17 protein-coding genes are annotated in these 21,057 nt (G+C 41.8%); all 17 read right to left on the reverse strand.

Features of this window, described 5'->3' with window-relative positions; genetic code table 11:
• Positions 1-11: 11 nt before the first annotated feature.
• The 17 genes from essC to pheS all read right to left on the reverse strand — a co-directional run bounded on the left by essC (position 12) and on the right by pheS (position 20,761).
• Positions 12-4,412: a type VII secretion protein EssC gene (gene essC, locus ACORHV_RS08155; RefSeq protein ID WP_434398090.1), complete on the reverse strand. Its 4,401-nt coding sequence runs from the start codon at positions 4,410-4,412 to the stop codon at positions 12-14.
• 21 nt (positions 4,413-4,433) lie between these two features.
• Positions 4,434-5,705, reverse strand: a complete 1,272-nt coding sequence (essB, locus tag ACORHV_RS08160; RefSeq protein WP_000796947.1) for a type VII secretion protein EssB — start codon at positions 5,703-5,705, stop codon at positions 4,434-4,436.
• Positions 5,706-5,945, reverse strand: coding sequence for an EsaB/YukD family protein (locus tag ACORHV_RS08165; protein ID WP_000434883.1), 240 nt, complete (start codon positions 5,943-5,945; stop codon positions 5,706-5,708).
• 65 nt (positions 5,946-6,010) lie between these two features.
• Entirely contained in the window at positions 6,011-6,475 is a 465-nt protein-coding gene (gene essA / locus ACORHV_RS08170; protein ID WP_000720507.1) for a type VII secretion protein EssA, read from the reverse strand.
• Positions 6,476-6,486: 11 nt separating this feature from the next.
• On the reverse strand, positions 6,487-9,516 hold the full coding sequence (gene esaA / locus ACORHV_RS08175) for a type VII secretion protein EsaA (protein WP_434398093.1): 3,030 nt from the start codon (positions 9,514-9,516) through the stop codon (positions 6,487-6,489).
• Between the two features lie 71 nt (positions 9,517-9,587).
• Positions 9,588-9,872 (reverse strand): WXG100 family type VII secretion target, encoded by a 285-nt coding sequence (locus tag ACORHV_RS08180; protein ID WP_001173991.1) that lies wholly within the window; start codon positions 9,870-9,872, stop codon positions 9,588-9,590.
• Positions 9,873-10,102: 230 nt separating this feature from the next.
• The gene (locus tag ACORHV_RS08185) at positions 10,103-10,411 is read right to left on the reverse strand and encodes a hypothetical protein (protein ID WP_080702800.1); all 309 of its coding nucleotides are present in this window, start codon (positions 10,409-10,411) and stop codon (positions 10,103-10,105) included.
• A gap of 13 nt (positions 10,412-10,424) precedes the next feature.
• On the reverse strand, positions 10,425-10,739 hold the full coding sequence (locus tag ACORHV_RS08190; RefSeq protein WP_434398095.1) for a hypothetical protein: 315 nt from the start codon (positions 10,737-10,739) through the stop codon (positions 10,425-10,427).
• Positions 10,720-12,390 carry a DUF2974 domain-containing protein gene (locus ACORHV_RS08195; RefSeq protein WP_434398097.1) on the reverse strand — a complete coding sequence of 557 codons (1,671 nt, stop codon included), beginning with the start codon at positions 12,388-12,390 and terminating at the stop codon, positions 10,720-10,722. Before ACORHV_RS08195 ends, ACORHV_RS08190 begins: the two co-directional genes overlap by 20 nt.
• A complete protein-coding gene (locus ACORHV_RS08200; protein ID WP_215805045.1) occupies positions 12,383-12,805 on the reverse strand; it encodes a hypothetical protein in 423 nt (140 codons plus the stop codon). Before ACORHV_RS08200 ends, ACORHV_RS08195 begins: the two co-directional genes overlap by 8 nt.
• 138 nt (positions 12,806-12,943) lie before the next feature.
• Entirely contained in the window at positions 12,944-13,366 is a 423-nt protein-coding gene (locus ACORHV_RS08205) for a hypothetical protein (protein ID WP_434398099.1), read from the reverse strand.
• Between the two features lie 407 nt (positions 13,367-13,773).
• Positions 13,774-14,166: a 30S ribosomal protein S9 gene (rpsI, locus tag ACORHV_RS08210; protein WP_000075969.1), complete on the reverse strand. Its 393-nt coding sequence runs from the start codon at positions 14,164-14,166 to the stop codon at positions 13,774-13,776.
• A gap of 18 nt (positions 14,167-14,184) precedes the next feature.
• Entirely contained in the window at positions 14,185-14,631 is a 447-nt protein-coding gene (rplM, locus tag ACORHV_RS08215; RefSeq protein ID WP_001044624.1) for a 50S ribosomal protein L13, read from the reverse strand.
• A 210-nt stretch (positions 14,632-14,841) separates the two neighbouring features.
• Positions 14,842-16,041, reverse strand: a complete 1,200-nt coding sequence (locus ACORHV_RS08220) for an ABC transporter permease (protein WP_001245394.1) — start codon at positions 16,039-16,041, stop codon at positions 14,842-14,844.
• The gene (locus tag ACORHV_RS08225; RefSeq protein WP_434398102.1) at positions 16,038-16,931 is read right to left on the reverse strand and encodes an ABC transporter ATP-binding protein; all 894 of its coding nucleotides are present in this window, start codon (positions 16,929-16,931) and stop codon (positions 16,038-16,040) included. The genes ACORHV_RS08220 and ACORHV_RS08225 overlap by 4 nt, the downstream gene beginning before the upstream one ends.
• A gap of 249 nt (positions 16,932-17,180) precedes the next feature.
• Positions 17,181-19,586 carry a phenylalanine--tRNA ligase subunit beta gene (pheT, locus tag ACORHV_RS08230; protein WP_434398104.1) on the reverse strand — a complete coding sequence of 802 codons (2,406 nt, stop codon included), beginning with the start codon at positions 19,584-19,586 and terminating at the stop codon, positions 17,181-17,183.
• A 128-nt stretch (positions 19,587-19,714) separates the two neighbouring features.
• On the reverse strand, positions 19,715-20,761 hold the full coding sequence (gene pheS / locus ACORHV_RS08235; RefSeq protein WP_031237702.1) for a phenylalanine--tRNA ligase subunit alpha: 1,047 nt from the start codon (positions 20,759-20,761) through the stop codon (positions 19,715-19,717).
• Positions 20,762-21,057 lie beyond the last annotated feature (296 nt).

Here is a 21,057-nt window from a genome sequence, read left to right on the forward strand (position 1 = left end):
ATCCTCCCTTTCTATACCATTAATACTTTCATTCTACTTGCTAACCCATCGGAAACATAGTAGTGTTCTTGTTCTTCCAACTGTGGCTCACGAACAGGTCTGTTGGTCACTGTCAGAACTGATTGATCACTTAAGCGAAGTGCTAAAATAGCCTGCTTATAAGAACGAGCAGTTTTTGAGACCACATCAATATGCTTGGTGATTAGTGGTGAACTCATTACAATTGAACCATATCCAGCTCGAGTTCCTTTATCTAGGACATAAGCCAATGTATCAAGCGCTTCTGAGTTTAATTCTACCACTAATTCGGTTAAATTGTAGATAACCACTGTTGCGACATGGTCTCGCTGTTTGCCTTCTAACCGTTCCTGAATCTTGAACTCCATCATATCTAAGCCTTCTAGATATTCCTCTGGACTTGCCAGAATCGTCACTCCTTCCATTTCAGGTAAGTTATGGTACTTCGGTGCCAAGACGATGACTTTCTGTTTCCCTTTGGCAATGTGTTTTACCAAGGCTGTCATCTGCTCTTCTTTATCTGTTAGGTAAAGAAGATTGCCTTTAGCCAGATTCCAAGTAACGGGCTCAACTGTCTCCAAGTCAAGTCCTAATGGCACGAGGCCGTGTTCATAGGCAGTCTGCACGCTGGCTCGGCTATAGAAGTCTTTCTCTGTCAACTCCTCCGGCACCATCGGAATGGCACTTGGGCGTTGTCCTGTCCAGGCTTCTTGGAGGGAAGCCACTTCCTGACGTAGGTTGTTGAGGACTTGGGTGTCATTGGCTCCATAAACTGGGAGTGCCAGCTGGATGACATCCACCTCTTCCCGCTTCATAAGAGCTCGTCCCTTGATATCTTCCATGGTCATAGCAAGTGGTGTAGAGCCCACGATGGCCCGCACTTCACCTGCCTCATTCTGTGGCAGGCTCAACTGGTGCTTGAAGTTCGAGTAAAGTTGAGCACGAAGGTTGGTCTGGCGACCGGCTGTCACCAAGAGGTGAACCCCGATACTGAGACCTTCACGAGAGATACGCACCAAGAGCTTGAAGAGTTCCGCCTCATAGGCTTCTTCCTTGAAGGCCTCATAGCTATCTAAGAGGATGACGATAGCCGGCTCTTCCTGACCACTGGCCTGACGGTAGAGTTCCAAGGTTCCAACACCATAGTCCGCAAGGAGTTTCTTACGACGGTTGAGTTCTTTCTCCATGATTCGTACAAACTTAGAGATCTTCTCCGTTTGGTCCAGAAGCATGGTATCTGCCACCTGTGGAAGCTTGGACAATGGAGCCAAACCATTGGTACCAAAGTCCATCAAGTACATGGTAAGAGCCTTTGGACTGAATTTGCGAGCCAAGTCCATACCAGCAGTCTGAAGGAAAGTGGTCTTTCCTGTACCCGGACTTCCGTAAAGGAGGATATGACCATCCTTGGAGAGATTGATAGAGACAGCTTCCTGCTTCTGGGCCTGCGGGATATCTGCCATTCCAAGTAGAACTGAGAGTGGTTTCTCTTGTGCCCAGGCTACTGCTGGCTGTACTTCTTCCAGCTCGTCTAACGCGATGCGCTCTTTGAGCGGCGGCAACCATGGCTGTGGTACTGGAGGAATTTCTTGTTCTTCACACAAGAGCTGGATATGGTGCACTATCGCATCCAACTCTGTCGGAACTTCCTTAATCTCATCCACATCTTCTAAGCCAGAGAGGTCTTCATTCAAGATCTCATATTGGCCCAATTCATTGATTAGGTAGATGGTATGATCTTCGATCCCCATATCGTCCTTGTCCGGCTGGTAATCCGCCCCTGACCAGGCTGACTGGAAGAGTTCATAGACTTCGTTATTCCCGACCTGTAGATAGGCACGTCCTGTCTGGGTGATCTCGGCCGCGTCCGGTGTATGAAGCATTTCATTGGAGTCCGAACGGTCTGCCACCTTAAGGGCGATCTTGAAGCGTGAGTTAGACCAGATCTGGTCATCCACCACACCAGATGGTTTCTGAGTAGCTAGGATCAAGTGGACCCCGAGGGAACGTCCGACACGCGCGATGGATACCAGCTCCTTGATAAAGTCGGGCTGGTTGACCTTGAGCTCTGCGAACTCATCTGAGATGAGAAAGAGGTGAGGGAGCGGTTCTGTCGCTTCTCCGTTTTTAAATTTCTTCTGGTATTGATTGATATGGTTGACTTCAAACTCTCCAAAGAGTCGTTCACGACGATGGATCTCCGCATTGATCGAAGCCAGAGCCCGCATAGATTGGGCGCCATCCAAGTTGGTAATCGTCCCCAAGAGATGGGGCAGATTTTTAAAGAGATTGGCCATCCCACCACCCTTGTAGTCGATCAGCAAGAAAGCCACATCATGAGGGTGGAAGTTAACAGCGAGGGATAGGATATAGGATTGGATGGTTTCTGACTTCCCTGAACCAGTCGTCCCTGCGATCAATCCATGAGGTCCATGGGCTTTTTCATGCAGATTGAGCTGAACCAGGTCATCCTGACCACGCAGACCAATTGGCACAGCCAAACTCTTGTAAGGTGCGTTCTTTTTCCAACGGCTCGATACCTGCAAATCCTCAAAGGTCTCCGCCCCATACATTTCCATAAAAGTCACAGAATCTGGGATCGAACTCTTAAGGTTTTGGAGGTGATTGAGCGGTGCCAAGGTACGGGCGATCCGCTCCTTGTCATAATCTGCTGGGAAATGATCCAAACGGAAGTCCGTCTCTTTCAAGACTCCTTCTTCCATGACCAGTTGGCCTGTATTACGGTCCTTGATATTGATCACTGTTTGGATGTTCTCAGACAAGGAACTCATGACATCCTCTACAAAGATGAGGGAACAACCTAATTCCGTTGGATCTTCGGTAAAGAACTCCATGATGATATGATCCAAAATCAACTTTTCATCGGTCACTAAAACCACATAATGAGGATGGAAAAGGGTGCTCTCCTTGTGGGATGCTTCTTCCTTTTGACTACGGCGTAGTTTCAAGATTTGGTTCAAGCTATTGAGAACCTGGTCTCTTGTCCGTTGATTATAGACAAAACCGCGAACATTGAGTTCTTGCAGTTTGGCATGAGGTAGCCAACGCATCCAAGACCATTGTTCTTTTTCCTCTTCCGGCAAGATCGTAATAAACTGCACATCATGATAAGAATGAAAAGTCGCTAGCTGCATCACCAAAAGCTGCAGTTGTTCTAGGACGAGATTTCTAGGTCCAATATAACCCACTGGTCCATGGCTGAGGTTTGCCGGGATTGGCATATCTGGGATTTTTTTGTGACGACTATAGAGAGCGTAACCCTCTTCTTCTAGAGCATCCTTCTTACCGCTACGCTCCTGTTGACCGTATTTCAAGTCATAGCTAGTCGGCATTTTCCCGAGTCCCAAACGATAGTATAAAAAGTCAAAATGCAAGGGAGTTTTTTCGTAGATCCGGTGATTGTAACTCTCAACCAAGTCCGTCAATTCTAAAATCGTTGGAAAATGATAGTGCATCCCTTCTTTTTGTTCTCGTTCCAGACGAGTCAATTCCTTGACCTTATCTTTCAGGTAAAGACGATAGAGATCGACCCGTTCCTTCTTATCAGCCTTGTACTTTTTACGATTTTTTATGAAACCACGGATAGAAAAAATCATTGTGGTTATGGACATCCCTACTGTCGCAAGGATATAGATCCCTCGAGGTTGAATTAAGGTGATTAAGACGGTTACTCCGACCATCATCAGAGGAGGAACGATCAGCTTTAACAGTTCATCGCTCGGTTTAACCGGTTCCTGGCCTGGGGGATTGATCAAGATTTTATCTTCGCTGCCACGATAGATGATCCGTGGAGAACGATGATAATCTGGATAATCTTCATAAAAACCATATCGAGATGGTTCTCTCAGAGTCAGTTGTGGCCCAACTTGGGCAGGACCCTGGACCCATACTTCATCAGGATAGAACTTGATCGTCACCGCCCCTAGACTCAACTCATCTCCAAAACCAATCAATTGCTGGTCCATTTGTTCCAGATGATTGTTTCGATAAAATGCGCCTTTTAGTCGAGTTAGCTTCCATTGATTTTGGGATTTTTGGAGTAAGAGTTCAACATCTCCATCTAGTGTGATCAATGCACCTCTTTGAGAGCCAATCTGAAACTCTGATAAATCCAAAAGGTCATAAACCCTTGGCTCCCCTTCTCGGAGATAAAAGACGACCTCACCCAAACGCAGACCATCTTTCAAGAGTCCTGCTTCATCGTCGTACTGATAAAAGACCTCGTCACCATCGACCTTGAGCTGAATCGGTCTTTCCTGTTGAGAAAGGTAGACTTGGGCCTTTTCAGTCGCCCCGATCAAGACCGTCTTATCTGCACTCAGTTCTACTTCATAACGTAGACCTTGGCTGTAGAAAATGATTTGTTTTTTCATAATTTCTCTCCTTGGTCTACTTTAATTGCTAGAGGAGCTACTTGGAACAGGTTTCTTCTCAGATGACGGTTTGCTTTCAGAAGCCTTGTCTTGAGGGTTAGGAGTTGTAGAAGCATTGGAGCTTGATTCACTCGTTAGTAGCTCACTTCGACTATCCCAGTATTTCTTATACTCGCTTTCCAAAGTATTCAACTTACTTTCACGGTCTTTCCCTGACAAGTTACCATCTTCTCGAACCTGCTTGATTTCCTGAGTCAAAGCGTAGAGAATCAAGTCACTGTCGTTAATCCGTTTGGCAATATCAAGAGCCTCTTCAAAACGATTGCGCCCAACCTGGATCCAGTAAGTCAAATAAAGCTCATCTGACTTGAGTGTTACGTTGTTCAAGATGACTTTCTTTTGTTCAGAAGAAAATTCCAATCCCTGAATATAAGAGTAAGCCAACTCATACTTTTGCGTATTCGGCAAGCTAGCTGGATCAATTCTCTCTAATTCTGTAATAACACCACTATAATCCACTTTAATAAAGGCAGTATCTGCCTGCAACATCTTTTCTTTGAAAGGATTTTGCACAAAAATCAGATAGATAAGTGGAACGATCAACAAGACAACGCTGGCTGTTAACCAAATCGTTGCCAGTTTAAAGACACGATGGCGTCTACTTGGAACCAAGACCAAGTCTGCTCGTTCTTTCGCAGCCTTCTCCGTGTAGTACTTCTCCAAAACAGCTACTGCAGCCTCTATATCATCTGCCTGACATAGATCATTTAAGAAGTCTGGCAAGGTCTCTAATTCCAAGGAACCATTATAAAGATCCATGAAATCCAAATCGCTAAATAGTGTTACTGTAAAACATTTAGCCTGGCGTAAAAAATCTTCTGAGGATATTGATTGAGGAACCATCAGACCAGGAATTCCACGATAAGCAATCTTAGCCTGAGCATCCTTGGTAATAAAGAGATTTACTGGGTGCAAAAGGAAAGTCACAGGTAACTCCAAAGCGCCCTCTAAACGAAAAACGTTTAGGGCCAAACGGATTCTTTCCGAAATGGTACGTTCCTTTATTTCCTCATAAGTCAGTCCATGAGCTTCGACTTGATAGGAGAAGGTGACACTATCCTCATCAGACACCATCGATTGCTCTAAAAAGAATGGATGATGCAAATCCAATAGTAACAGTTCCCGTAAATCTTGACTCGCAACATCTGAACGTTTGAGTTTTAATTCCCAGTTTGTTTCATTTTTTTCATAGACAAACGACTGTCCACCAAATTCAAATTTTTCTTCAGCCACCTATATCTCCTCAATTTCTACTAAATCTCCTGTCGTCATAGGATAATCAGACAGATGTTTTCCTTCATCAATCAACAAACCTTTATTGACAATTCTTAATTGATATTTTTTTCGCTTGATACCTGGATTAAAAATCGTATCCACTTCTCGCACCAGCCGGCGCACTTCAATTCGCCGTGGGATGCGAATATCCACATCTCTTTCTCTCAAACGTAGGGTAATATTGATATGTTGCTCCACCTTTTACACGCCTCCTATGCCTGGTTTATCCTTTTCTAAGTTATTTAGACAGACTAGTTAAAAACTTAGTCCATCCCTTCTACCATCACACGATAACTCATTACTGCCGTTGCTCCAAAAAGCAAGAAAATCAACACCACATAGAATATCTCTGGAAGAAAGTCATTCAGACCACCTTTTTCTACATGGCCTATATTTGTTTGAAATTTAATTGTTTTTTGAGCATTGGGCTGAAACAACTGTTCTTCAGAAGATTTTTTCACTGGTCTCTGTATAGCAGAAAACAGTTGGCCCCTTTCTGTGATCAACTGTTCCTCTTGATGCTGTTGCATGTCCTGCAACCTCTTTTGAGTCGCTTCATTAAAAAGCTCCTTGATTTGTTCAGACTGTAGACCAAATTTCAATCCCTCTTTCTTTTCAAGTCGGGAATCATCAATCTGCAGACTGTTATCCTTCAAATCATCTGCAGCAGCCCCAGAGACTGCTGCACATGTTACTAAGGTAAGAAGGAAAAGAATGATTTTCTTCATATTTCTAATTTCTATTCTTTCTCAGCTTGGCTTGCTTGAAACCACAAACTACTTTCTCTGATAAAAACATTTATAACAAGTAAAACAGCTATGACAACAATCGTTGCAACAAAAGCGATAATTGCTGCTGGATGTCCATCAAAGTATCCTGAGAGCAAACCTTCTAATATCGATAACGCATTGAGATTTTTGATAAATGCTGGGAAACCAGTTAGACTTGCTGTTGTCCCAATAGCATTTGATAGGTAGACAAAGCTAATCATCATAAAGAAGGAGAGTCCCATACCAATCACTCGGAAATGTTTAAGCAATAGATATTGTCCTTGAATCAGTACAAATGCGGCTAAAACAATTAATAGAACCCAAGATGGTTGATATTCACGGCCAACCTGTAGCTGAACACTTGATACAACACCAACTACCAATCCGACAACGAGACTTAAAGCAGATAGGATGGTTACCGTCATCAAGTCTGTATCATGTAACTTATCAAGTTTGAACTTATCTTTGACTTTGCGAATAACGTTTTGAGTTGCAAACAGATAGGCTGTAAAGAGGCTAACAATCTCCAATAGTAAAATCCATGTAAATGGACGGTAAACATTGACAGTCGCTTTTACTGAAGTAGAATTTTGGGTAACAGGATTGGATAAGAAGTTCAACAATACTTCGTTTGGTACCCCATTTTGATAGGCATTATTCAGAACCTTCACAAAGGATTCTACAAAGTTTCCATTGTTAGTCAATTCTTCGTTAAACTGCGTCATCAAGGAGTCAGCATCCTGCGACAACTTTTCAGTACTTGTTTGAGCGTTTGACAATTCACGATTGAACTTACCTAAAGTTTCATTCACAGACTCTGCAGCTTTGACATTACTTTGAGAAGACTCCTTCACACCCGTAGTTTCTGACAATAGAGCTGCATAATCCGATTTTAGGGTGGCCAATTGTTTATCAGTCTCTTCAAAAGCATCATTGCCTTTCCCTTGCTTCTTAACCAAATCCTTAAGATTATCTTCCAACTGCTCGTACAACTCTAACTGTTTCTTGATTTTGGTAGTCAATTCTTGGTTGGTAGCCAAAACATCCTTCACATTTTGTTCTAGAACAGGCTTGAGAGTAGTCAGTTCTGACAAGGCTTTATCTACTTTTCCTTTAGTACCATCAGTTTCTTTATCGCTAGCAGGTGTAGTTAAGCTGTCTTCATATTTCTTCAGATTTGAACTAATAGCTTCAAGCCAAATATTTGTCAAAGCATCTGTTACATCACTATTTCGTAACTCATTGACAGCATTGTATGCTTGTCTGAGTGCTTCCACCTTTTGGTAGTCAGAAGCTATTTTCTGAACCTTTTGTCCATAACTCACTGCTGCTTGCTGAACACGTAACACATCTACTGGAGCACTGGCTGCTTGGACATCATTCAAGGAAATATTAATTGATTTTAGCTCTGCTTTTGGAGCTGGGCTTGGAGTCCCGGTTGAACCTGTAGTTGGAGTCGGAGCTGCCTCTGCAACACTATAGGCTACTTTAAAAGTCCCACCCGTCTTCAAATCAATTTCTTGACCAAACTCAACTGGTGTACCATCATAAGTGACTGAGTGAACTGTCACTCCTGATTCAGCTTTCCATGATACCTTAGCCTTTGTTCCTGTTCGTCCAACAGCACTCGTACTCGTGATTGCCAAATCTTCCAAATTCTTCAAATCAGTCGAATTGATTTCGTCACTAGGCTCTTTGATTGTTTTTAATTCAGTATAGTTTACAGAAGGAATTGTGATTGGTGTCATACCAAAACCACTAAATTCTTTTCCACTAAAGTCTTCTTTGGGTAATTCTGAGATTGCAGAAGCCAACTGCTCTTTGAGAGATTCTACAGCCTTCTCTAGGTCTTTGTTTGCAGCTGTATCCAAAAATTGCTTAAGAGTGATGTTGCTCTTCTCACTTGTCCCATAGTAAGTGGCTAATTTCTCATCGACAAAGTTACGAATATCTTTTTTATGATTCTCAAACTTGGTTCTTTCATCTGTTAGATTGGTCTCTAAAGTAGCAATCTCTGCGCTGATATTATCTGCTACTTTTTTATAGTAAGCCTCAACTTCAGATGACGTACCATCAGAGGATGCTGCTGTTCCATCTATATTAGAAGTCAGATTACCTTGAGCTTTAATTAATTCCTTATAGGTTTCAATTTGTCCCTTAACGTCTTCCCGACTCTGAGAAATGAGCCCAGTAATAACATCCGCATGATTTTTCTTCTCAGTGACCCTATCCTGAAGCAGAGTGTCAAGCTTTTTACCATAGGCAATCTGTGAAACGTCATAACGACCAAAAATCTGAGAATAACTATCCAAACCTGTCTTTAAAGCACTGTTGGCGTCAACAGAAGAACTAGACATACTATAGAGAGTTGGGAAAAGATTTTTAGAGTTGATAGCTGTATTATATAAATTCGTACGATAGTTTCCGATATTGGTCGCTTGTATCTGTGAGCTAGCTTGAACATTCTTTTGTGCTGTATAAAGGTTGTTCAAAATACTAGCCATATACATATCGACTAACTGACCATTCAAATCAGAAACAATATCTTTCGCTAGTTTATTTGCATCATTTTCTACTTGCAAATTTCCTTGCGCATTCACCTTATAATTGATGGTTGTCTTATCAACATTGATGCTGTTAATATCGAGTATTTTTTCAGAAAAGTCACTAGGAATTGTTAAAACGAGTTGGTATTTCCCACTTTCTAACCCAGAATCAGCTGCTCCACGAGGGACAACAGACCAATTTTGTGAATTATCACGCTCGATATTTTTTACATAACTAGCACCTAGATTGTATTCTTTTGTATCTACGTAGACAGGCTTATCTTCATTTACGATAGCTACATTTAATTTTGTCTGCTGATTAGCCTTTGCATTATTTTCATTGCTAATCGTTGTATTTTTTTGAACAGATAGATTCAAAAAAATAATCAATGCAAGCAATCCTAATGCCAGCAGACTACTTCCTATATATTTAAAAATTCTATTCTTCTTCATATTACTTTAAATCTTCTCCGTCATAAAAAATAGGAAGGCTCTCGCCCTCCTAAAGCCACTTATATAACAAATTAAATTTGTGATGCAAGATCTTGGTCGTTTTGTTCAACAATTTCAGCAACCTTGTTCAATTGAGCATTGATTTCATCAAGCAAAGTTGCAAACTCCTCAATTTTTGGAGACAATTCTGTGAATTGGCGATCAAAGCTCTCAAAAGCAGCACCTTTCCAGTTGTCTCGGATAGTATTTTGCTCTTGAGTTAATGTACGAAGTACTTGTCTTACTTCCTCAGAACCTTGAGTGTACTTTTGAGCAGAGGTGCGCAATTCTTCTGTTGTTAATTGAATTAAAGCCATGTGAAACTCCTTTATATTAATTTATGCCCTCATTATATCAATAATTTGCCTCAATTGCAAGTTTAAAATTCATTTTTTATTCTATTTATAAAAAATAAGAGCTGTTTCCATCTAAAAACTAGTAAGAAGGATTAAATTATCTACTTTTCTTGTATAATTACTTCTTTTTTTTATTTATAATAACAAAGTATAACAAACTCATATCATCCTTCTTTTATAAGGTATATTTGTTAAACGTTCTTTTCTTCTAACTTTCTATGAAAGTTTTTATTCTCTTGATGGCGAGCTTCCAACACATTCTCTATGCGACTCTTGTAAAGTTGATGATAGTTATCTAAATTGTTCTCTATCTCAAAGATATATGGTTGAATTTCAGCAAAACTACTGTCTCTGCATGCATAGGAAAGCGCCTCTAGGAGATTATCCGTCTCCCTACTAAACTTGTGGAAATCATCATCCAAATCCATCTCCAAACGCTCTAAGTTTCGTAATTTACGATTATGCTCATCCTCTAGTTTCTGAAGTTGCTTTTTATCCATCACAAGTTTTCTCCTAGTTCTTGATCGGACTTTGTAAAGCAGGGGGTTGCATGGTCTGGGTCAAGTAAGTTTCGGCAGCATCAGCGGCCTTGCCCTCAAATCCACCCTTAATATTGTTTACATAAGTCTTAGAAGCGTACTCTTGCATATCTGAAGCTGCTTCTTGCAACTTTTTAGCTAACTCCACTCCTTTAGCAAGGATTGACAGTTCTTTTGCAGTTACTAAGGCCCTGACTGCTTGGCGTTCTTGTTCCTTCATTCTTTCTTTGAAGCCTCTGTCGAGTTGCTCTCTTGTAATTAAAGTATCCTCATCCGTTAGGACTACCATTTTTACCCCTCCATGTTTGTTTTACATCTGCTAATAGATTGTTAAAATCTTCAGCACTATTTGTATCTATGGTTTCAAAGGAACCACTAGCTTTAACCAAGCTTTCCCCTAGTTGCTCAATTTGTGTCAGGAAGGATGTTGCTGCAGTCTTCGTGTCACTTGCAACGCCTTCATCCCAAAAGCTTGTTGTATCAAAACCAGAAAGTAGATTTGTAACTTCTGAACTTGACAAATATCCAACCATGTCAAAGGCTGTCTGTCTTGTCTCTTTTATCATGTTTTGAATATCTTCCTTAGCATCTGAAAGTAAAGTTTTCACAGATTTAACTTTGTCTTCCATGTCAAAATTTGCCAACTGGGCTGCTGTCTGAAGCAACTGAGCTCGAACCAAAATCCTCTTTTCTCCTGTAAGATTGCCATTTCTCAGTTGTTCCTGATAACGAGGAATAGCTTCTCTATCCCATTTTATCGATTCTTTACGAGCTTCTTCGACGATCTTGCTATATTCAGTTGTAAAATTCTCGTAAACAGCATAACCAATAGCTGCCTTTATTTTAAACTCACCTCTCATAATGGAATTTAAAACATTTGAGGCTACATTTTCATCGACTCCTAAAGCCCGGAGGGAATCCAAGGTTGTCGCTATCAGTCGAGCCAGCTTTTCACCTGCCCTGAGCAATTCTGGGTGAAAATCCTCTGAAGCAGTCAATAAATTTCCCTTCCCATCCGATTGGAAAACACCAAAGTCATGGGAACTTTCCGGATCAGTAATCTGGGTATAATGCAAGGGGACGAGGACATTGACTTTACCGACGGGTTTCTTAAGAGGTTCATCGGAGTCCCCCGGTAATTTGGTGATGGTATGCTCACGATTGAGCATACCCACGACATCAAAAGGATTGACATAGTACTCTATTTTTTCGCTAATCTTTTTGATTTTCTCATCGCTGAGTCCCATTTTCTTTAAACTCTTTGTCGTGTCCGGGCCGTCAAAGAGGACGACTTTGCCGATTTTCTCCAGTTCTTCATCAGTAAGGCCAGCTACCCCTTGCGCAGAGACAATGGTTCCTAGGGAATGAGCTGCAATGTCCATCGTCGCATTTGGAGCCTTTTCGCGCATCTCAGCGATTTTCGTTTTCATTCCTACTGTTGCTAACTTGGCTTGCGGCGTATGGATATGATTGAGAGCGAACTTAGCATCGTTGTCAACCCAGTCGTTCCAATTTTCTTTACTGATGGCATCACTTCCGCGGATGGTCATATAGGTTTTCGTAGTATCATTAGTCAAGGTAGGCGTATCCGTTAAGTAGTAGGCACTGAAACCAGCTTCATCATCAGTTAAGAGTCCTTTTTGATACCGTTTGTGACGAATATCCTGCCTCATCCCATTCGCATCAGGAACTGGTATCGATGTAACTTTATAAGTATCTCGCAAATCAGGATCCGGCTGCAAGTAGACTCTACCATTATGGGGTAGATGTTTACCTCCAGGGGTGATTTCTTCGTTATAAATTATTTCTTTTGAATAGTCAAACACTCTTGCTTCTATTGAATTATTTTTAGGTGGAAAATTATTGGGACGACCAGTATAAGCCGATTGCGCTAAATCCGCATAAAAATTATCAAAGGTTTTTAAATTACTGTTAGTCATAAATCTCCCATACGTTGCCTTTCAAAACTCTTATCGGTTGCATTTCAGAAATTTTCTTAATATTGGGAATACTATTGCTATTATATTCTATAGGGAAACCAATTGTAAATTCAGTATCTTCATTGTTATTTATTTTTCCATCCAATGTTATAATATATCCCCCACCTTGAGGGGTACCATTTCCTATATTTTCTACTTTCATACTATCCCAATCAAATTGGACACTTTCGACTTTAGGATTTCTAGACTTTATAAAGTTCGCCATCTCCTCTTCATGCTCCTTCAGATAAGCCAACTGCTTAGCCCGTGGGCTCAGAGTTATTCCTCCAAATAGATTTGTTTTCTGTGCCATCCATGCGCCTCCTCCAAAAATTACAAGTGCTAAAATTAGCCAAACTAAAGTACGTTTTTTCATTTCTTTCCTCCTATATAGTGGAATCTAAGTATATTATATCATGAATGTAAAAAAAAATACTTTTAGCAAGTATTCGAAGTCAGTGGGGATGAGTGAGGGATTAAGCTATCATAAAAGTTGTTATAATCTTTTAGATTACTATCCGTCATACTTGTCCCAACCTCCATTTTTTAACACTCTAGGCTGATTATACATGCCAATCCTATCTATTGAAGGTACATCATTTTTATTTTTTAATCGAAAATCTATTGTAAAGTCAGAATCCTTTATATGATTAAAAGAACCCTTCACTGATAGATTATAACCTCCCCCCTGTGGAGTTCCATTCCCTATCTGTTCAACAGTTAAACTATTCCAATCCATCTGAACAGATTCTATCTTTGAATTTTTAGACTTTACAAATTTTACAATTTCTTCTTCATGTTCCTTTAAATAAGCCATCTGCTTAGCCCGTGGGCTCAGAGTTATTCCTCCAAATAGATTTGTTTTCTGTGCCATCCATGCGCCTCCTCCAAATACTACAATGGACAAAACCAGTAAAATCAAGGCACGTTTTTTCATATTGATACTCCTTCAGATATATCATCTCCCTCTTACAATCCCAAACTCCTTAATTAAAAACAAATTACGGATCTATTGTTGCTTTAGAAATAGAAGATTGTCATTAAAACTAGTATAGCATAAAAGCCTCAAACAGCCTATTTCACCAATCACTCTTCTTGAAGATTTGTTAATAATTTGACCAGAAGAATTTGAGTTGAATGCAAAGAAACAATAGTGTGAATTGTGCTAAAAATCATCAAAAACACCTCATAGTGTGAATCATGAAGTGCTTGTGAACGTTGATAGTATCGTATTGATTAACGTTCTGAGGCAACTGACTTTGTCAGATTGCACCAATTTAGTATGAAAATATAAAAAAGAACACCTCGAAAGGTGCTCTCTGTAAGTATAGTAATTCTCTCGAATTAACGTTTACTAAATTGTGATGCTTTACGAGCTTTCTTAAGACCTGGTTTCTTACGTTCAACTTTACGTGAGTCACGTGTAAGAAGTCCTGCGCGTTTCAATGAATCGCGGAAGTCTGGGTCTACTTGAAGAAGGGCACGAGCGATACCGTGACGGATAGCTCCTGCTTGACCAGCGTATCCACCACCAACAACGTTAACGAAAACGTCGTATGAACCTACAGTTGAAGTAACTGCGAATGGTTGGTTGATAACAAGACGAAGGTCAGCGTGTGGGATGTACTCTTCAACATCTTTTTTGTTAACAGTGATTTTACCAGTTCCTGGAACAAGGCGAACGCGTGCAACAGCGTTTTTACGACGTCCAGTACCTGCATATTGTGCTTGTGACATACTTTATTGTTCCTTTCCTTAGATAAGTCCTGAAATATCAAGAACTTCTGGTTGTTGTGCAGCGTGAGTGTGCTCAGCTCCAACGAATACTTTCAATTTCATACCTTGAGCTCGGCCAAGAGTATTGTGTGGAAGCATACCTTTAACTGATTTTTCGATCAAACGTACTGCATTTTTAGAACGAAGTTCACCAGCAGAGATTTGTTTCAATCCACCTGGGTGGTTTGAGTGAGTGTAGTAGATCTTATCAGTTGCTTTTTTACCAGTCAATTTAACTTTTTCAGCATTGATAACGATTACGAAGTCACCTGTATCAGTGTGTGGTGTGAATGTTGGTTTGTTTTTTCCGCGAAGTACGCTAGCAACAACTGCTGAAAGGCGTCCAAGAGGTACATCAGTTGCGTCAACAACGTACCATTTGCGTTCTACTTGGCCTGGTTTAGCCATGAATGTAGTTTTGTTCATGATTTCTCCTATATGAATATCGTTTTTGTTTACAGGGCGGATGTTCCGGTCCGCGGGGTATTTGAAAGGTTCCGGGGCCTTACAAATGGGGTAAACAATACCGTCTACTATCATACCAAATTTCACTACTAAAAGTCAATAGATATGAAAAATATTTTTGCCGATTTCAGTGTTTAACATCTAGAAAAACCTCGCTTTTGCGAGGCTCTCCTATTTATAAGCTAAGGCACGTTTAAAGGTTTTCCAGATTCCCAAATCATCCGTTTGAAGGACTAGGCTAGCATACATGCGTCCGATAAAGGCAGTTGCAGTGACTGCAAAAACAACCGTTATAGCAAGGGAAATCCAAGCTTCTAGACCACTCGCATACCCATTTATAGCTCTAAATGGCATAAAGAAGGTCGAGATGAAAGGAATATAGGAACCAATTTTCAGAACTAAATTGTCCCCAGCAGCACCTAGAGAGGTCACACCGACAAATCCTGCTATAATCAAGATCATCAATGGCGACAAGGCCTTTCCTGAATCCTCAGGGCGAGAAACCATGGAACCAAGGAAGGCTGCTAAAACAACGTACATAAAGAGGCTAACCAAGACAAACAATAAGGTATTGAGCGAGAAGGCCTCTCCTAGATGATTTAAAATCCCAGATTGTGCCAAGATAGGGATGTCTTTAAAGAGCAGAATGGCAGCAAGTCCACCCACGACGTAAATGCCAATATGAGTCAAAATCACAAGAAGTAGAGCCAGCATGCGAGCGTAGAAATAATGACTTGCTCGGATACTAGAGAAGACCACCTCCATGATTTTGGTTCCTTTCTCGCTAGCCACTTCCTGAGCAGTGACACTAGCATAGGTAATCAAAATCATATAAAGGAAGAAGCCAAGCCCTGCGGCCGCAATGGTTTGAACAATTTTTTTGTTTTCCTTAGATTCATCAATTTTCTCAGTAAAATCAACGGTTTGACTCAGGCGTTTTTCCTGTTCTTGAGACAAATTAGCTGACGAACGATTGAGTTGGTATTGCAGTTCGTTTAGCTTATTGGTTACTGCTAGTTTGATGCCTGTTTCAAGAGAAGTTTCACCATGATAGACGGCCTTGAGGACACTGTCCTCTTGGTCAATGGTTAGGTAACCCTTGATTTTCTCATCCTTGATAGCAGCCTGGGCACTGGCTTCATCCTTATAATCAAAGTTGATACCATTGGTACCCTTGAGCCCTTCTTCCACAGATGGCACAGTTGTTACTACTGCTATCTTGCTATTCTTGGCCATAGAAGACCCTTGGAGAAAGCCGATTCCTACAGATAAGGCTAAAAAGAGGAACGGCGAAATCACCATAAAGAAGAAACTCCACGACTTGACATGTCGAAGATAGGTTTCCTTCATTACAACCCACATATTTCTCATACTTCCACCCCTGATTCTAGTTTAAAGATTTCATCGATTGTTGGAGCTTGTTGGTCAAAGGTCGAGATATATTGACCTTGAGTGAGGATTGGGAAGAGTTCTCTTCCAGCGCTCTCATCATCTAGGATCAATTTCCAACTGCCTTGCTTGGTCAAGCTCACCTGTTTGACATGAGGAAGATTTTCCAATTCTTCCTTACTTCGTTCACTTGAAACAAAGAGACGTGTTTTCCCGTATTGATTGCGAACATCCTGAACTGGTCCATGCAAGACCACACGCCCATCACGAATCATCAGAATATCATCGCAAAGTTCCTCAACGTTGGTCATGACATGGTCAGAAAAGATAATGATTGCACCGCGCTCTTTCTCTTTTAAGATGACCTGCTTGAGCAACTCAGTATTGACTGGATCCAAACCACTAAAAGGCTCATCCAAGATAATCAAGTCTGGCTCATGGATTAGGGTGATAATCAGCTGAATTTTCTGCTGATTACCTTTTGAGAGACTCTTGATCTTGTCTGTTAATTTCCCCTTAACTTCTAGTTTTTCCATCCATTGAGGGAGTTTTTCCTTGACTTCCTTAGCATCCATACCTTTTAGAGTCGCCAAGTAGCGAACTTGTTCAAGGACTGTCAACTTGGGCATAAGACTGCGTTCCTCAGGCAGATAACCAATCCGTGCATAGGTTTCCTGACGAATCTCCTGCCCATCCAGACTGATCTCTCCTTGATACTCTAAAAATTTCAACATACTGTGGAAAATCGTTGTTTTCCCAGCACCATTCTTCCCGACCAAGCCCAGAATCCTTCCTGGACTTGCCTGAAAATCGACACCAAACAAGACTTGCTTGGGACCGAAACTTTTCTCTAGATTTCTTACTTCTAACATTTTCCACCTCCGAGATATGTTGCACTTATTATACTCCTTTTTGATAGCCTTTACAACGATTTATGCCCATTTTATCGGATTATAAGTAGCAAAAGTATCCTATCTCTAATAAATTTTAAGTGCTTCAGTGATAGCTTTAGTATAACTCATTAAAGACTTTCTGAGATGGCTTCCTCCTCAACTATCGCTTTTCTCTTCTGAACTGTCCTTTTGAAACTAAAAATCCACCCCGAAGGATGGATTGATGAGTTAACGTACTTCTGCATTCACTTTTTCTTCGAGTGATGCTTGGATTTTTTCCATATAGCGTGCGACTTCTTCGTCTGTCAAGCTATCTTCTGGATTTTGGAAGGTCAAGCTATAGGCCATTGACTTCATGCCAACTCCCAGTTTTTCGCCTGAGAAGACATCAAAGAGTTTGATATCTGTCAAACGTTTCACGCCGGCAGCTCGGATAGCATCTACAACTTCTTGGTGAGTGACTTCTGCCTTGAGGAGTAGAGCCACGTCACGACTGACTGCTGGGAATTTGGTGATTTCCACAAATGGAGCAGCTGGTTGAAGGGCAGCTTCAATGGCTGAAAGGTTGAGCTCCGCTACATAAGTTTCTGGGATATCGTAAGCCTTGGCAGTAACTGGATGCACTTGGCCAAGGAAACCAAGAACTTGGTCGCCAAGTGAAATCACGGCCGTACGTCCTGGATGGAGACTTGCAATCTCAGCTGTTGCTGCATAGGTCACTTCTAGTCCCAAGCGAGTAAAGAGGGCTTCAAGGATTCCCTTAGCATAGAAGAAATCAACTGGAACTGCTGCCGTTTGGAAATCTTTTTCAGCAACCAAGCCTGTCAAGGCAAAGGCAAAGCTGTTGATCTCATTTGGAAGTTCTTCTTTTGGATTGCCTGTTTGTTCAAAGACTTTTCCAATCTCGTAAAGGGCCAAGTTTTTGTTCTTACGAGCCACGTTGTAGGCAACAGTATCAAGGATACCTGAGATCATATTTTGACGGAGGACAGAACGGTCCACAGTCATTGGCCACATGAGTTCCGTAAGGTTGCTTGGTTGAGCCGTAAACTCAACTGCTTTTTCAGGAGTTGTCAGAGCGTAGGTGATGATTTCTGTCAAACCTGCTCCTTCAGCAATGGTACGAACTTGACGGCGAAGTTTTTGTGTCGCAGTCAATTCACCAGCTGTCCCATCGTCTTTTGGAAGGCTGGTTGGCAAGCGGTCATATCCATAGATACGAGCGATTTCTTCAAAGAGGTCTGCCTCGATAGTGATATCCCAACGACGACGGGGTACGCTGACTGTAAAGCTTTCTGCATTGCCAGAAAGGCCAAATCCAAGACGACGGAAGACATCTTCCACATCAGCATATGAAAGCTCTGTACCAAGGACGCGGTTAACGTCTGCAAGGGTTGAAGAAACTTCCACATCAGAAGTATCAAGCTGGCCTGCTGAAACGATGCCCTTACGCACTGTCGCACCTGCAAGATCAGCAATCATGCTAGCCGCCGCATCAAGGGCTTCGTTAGCAGTTGCCACATTGATGCCTTTTTCAAAGCGAGAAGATGATTCAGAACGAAGGTTGAGGCGTCCGCTAGTCTTGCGGATGGATTTGCCATTGAAGACAGCTGCTTCAAGGACAACACGACTAGAATTTTCAGAGATTTCTGTTGCTTGACCACCCATAACACCTGCAAGGGCAACTGGTTTGTCAGCAACAGTGATGACTAGGTCAGTTTCTGCAAGTTCACGTTCTTCACCGTCCAAGGTCACTAATTTTTCACCAGCACGCGCTTCACGTACGCGGATATCAGTCCCTTCAAAGGTATCCAAGTCAAAGGCATGCATCGGTTGACCAAAGTAAAGCAGGATGTAGTTGGTTACGTCAACTACGTTATTGATCGGACGAATCCCTTCGTTCATAAGAAGGTTTTGCAACCATTGTGGACTTGGTGCGATGGTCACATTGTCCAAGATACGGGCTGCATAGTAAGGCGCCTTGTCGGTATCGATACTTACAGAAAGTGCATCTGCTGCAGATTCATTTGTTTCTGTTAAGGTAAATTCTTTGAAGTTAACTGCCTTGTCATAGATGGCTGCCACTTCATGAGCTACCCCACGCATAGATAGAGCATCTGCACGATTTGGCGTGATAGAAAGTTCAATGATTTCATCATCCAAGTCTAGGTAAGAGAAAACTTCATCCCCAGGAACAGCATCTTGAGGCAAGATTTGAATACCATCTGCGAATTCCTTCGGTACAACCGAGTCAGAAATACCTAATTCACCAAGGGAACAGATCATTCCAAGTGACTCTAAGCCACGGATTTTCCCTTTTTTGATTTTGTAGTTGTCAGCGATACGAGCTCCCGGAAGTGCCACCATGACCTTGATACCAGCACGCACATTTGGGGCACCACAAACGATTTGACGCGCTTCTTCTTCGCCAACGTTAACCTGACAGACATGCAAGTGAGTTTCTGGCACATCTTCGCAAGACAAGACCTCACCGACGACAATTTTTGAGAGACCGGCAGCCGGTGATTCGACACCTTCGACCTCAATCCCTGTAGTTGACATTTTCTCAGCCAACTCTTGTGATGGCACATCAATGTCCACCAATTCTTTTAACCATTTATAAGATACAAGCATAATTCTGATTGTAAGAACCCACAAGTAAGTTCTTTTCAATTCCTTTCTTTTTCTTCGAGTCAGTCCTTACTATTCTCATCGAGAGAAAATGACTAGGACTGTATAGGACTGTGTTTCAGGTTTCAATCTTATTTAAACTGTTCTGAGAAGCGGACATCGCCTTGGTAGAAGCCGCGGATATCGTTGATTCCGTAGCGGAGCATAGCTACACGCTCTTGACCAAGACCAAAGGCAAATCCAGAGTAAACAGTCGCATCGATTCCACTCATTTCAAGGACACGTGGGTGAACCATACCGGCCCCCATAATTTCGATCCAACCTGTTTTCTTACATACGTTACAGCCTTCTCCACCACACTTGAAGCAAGAAACATCCACCTCAACAGATGGCTCTGTGAATGGGAAGTAAGATGGGCGCAGACGGATCTGACGCTCTTCACCGAACATTTTTTGCACAATCAACTGAAGGGTTCCTTGAAGATCAGCCATAGAGATATTTTTCCCAACAACCAAGCCTTCAATTTGGTGGAACTGGTGACTGTGGGTCGCATCGTCTGTGTCACGACGGAACACACGCCCTGGTGAGATCATTTTCAAAGGGCCTTTAGAGAAATCATGAGCATCCATTGCACGCGCTTGAACTGGAGACGTGTGAGTACGGAGTAAGATCTCTTCTGTGATATAGAAAGTGTCCTGCATATCACGAGCTGGGTGGTCTTTTGGAAGGTTCATACGCTCAAAGTTATAGTAGTCTTGCTCCACTTCAAAACCATCCACGACTTGGTAACCCATCCCAATGAAAATATCTTCGATTTCCTCACTGGTTTGTGTGAGGACATGACGGTGACCAGTCGCAACTGGACGACCTGGAAGCGTCACATCGATACTCTCGCTAGCCAGTTGAGCCGCGACTTTCTTTTCTTCCAAGAGCTTAGCTGTTTCTTCAAAGGCAGCTGTCAAGACATCACGAGCTTCATTGACGTGTTTCCCAATGATTGGACGCATCTCAGCAGAAACATCTTTCATCCCTTTGAGGATTTCAGTGAGCGAACCCTTTTTACCAAGGACAGAGACACGCAAATCTTGCATCTCTTTTTTATTTTCAGCAGTAATCTGCTTCAAGCTAGCCAGCGTTTCTTCGCGAAGCGCTTTTAATTGTTCTTCAATAGTTGACATATTTCCTCCATCAGTCGCTCGTAGATAAAAAGAAAACCACATGCCAAAAACTCCACTCGGAGCGTTGACACGCGGTACCATCCGTTTTCATCTGACAAGTCAGACCTTCATTTCTAAATCCATGCGCAAGTGAATTCACCCAGCTTTCATATAGAGAGCTTGCAGTCACGGCTCTCCTCCCTGATATACTTCCCTTAGGCTACTAGTCTTGCGGATTTCTATTCAATTACTACATAGTTTATCAGATTTTTAGTTAAAAAACAAGTTAGATTAGACTAATTTCAGTATAAAAAGGA

Source organism: Streptococcus sp. KHUD_016 (assembly GCF_051106465.1).
Taxonomy (GTDB): domain Bacteria; phylum Bacillota; class Bacilli; order Lactobacillales; family Streptococcaceae; genus Streptococcus.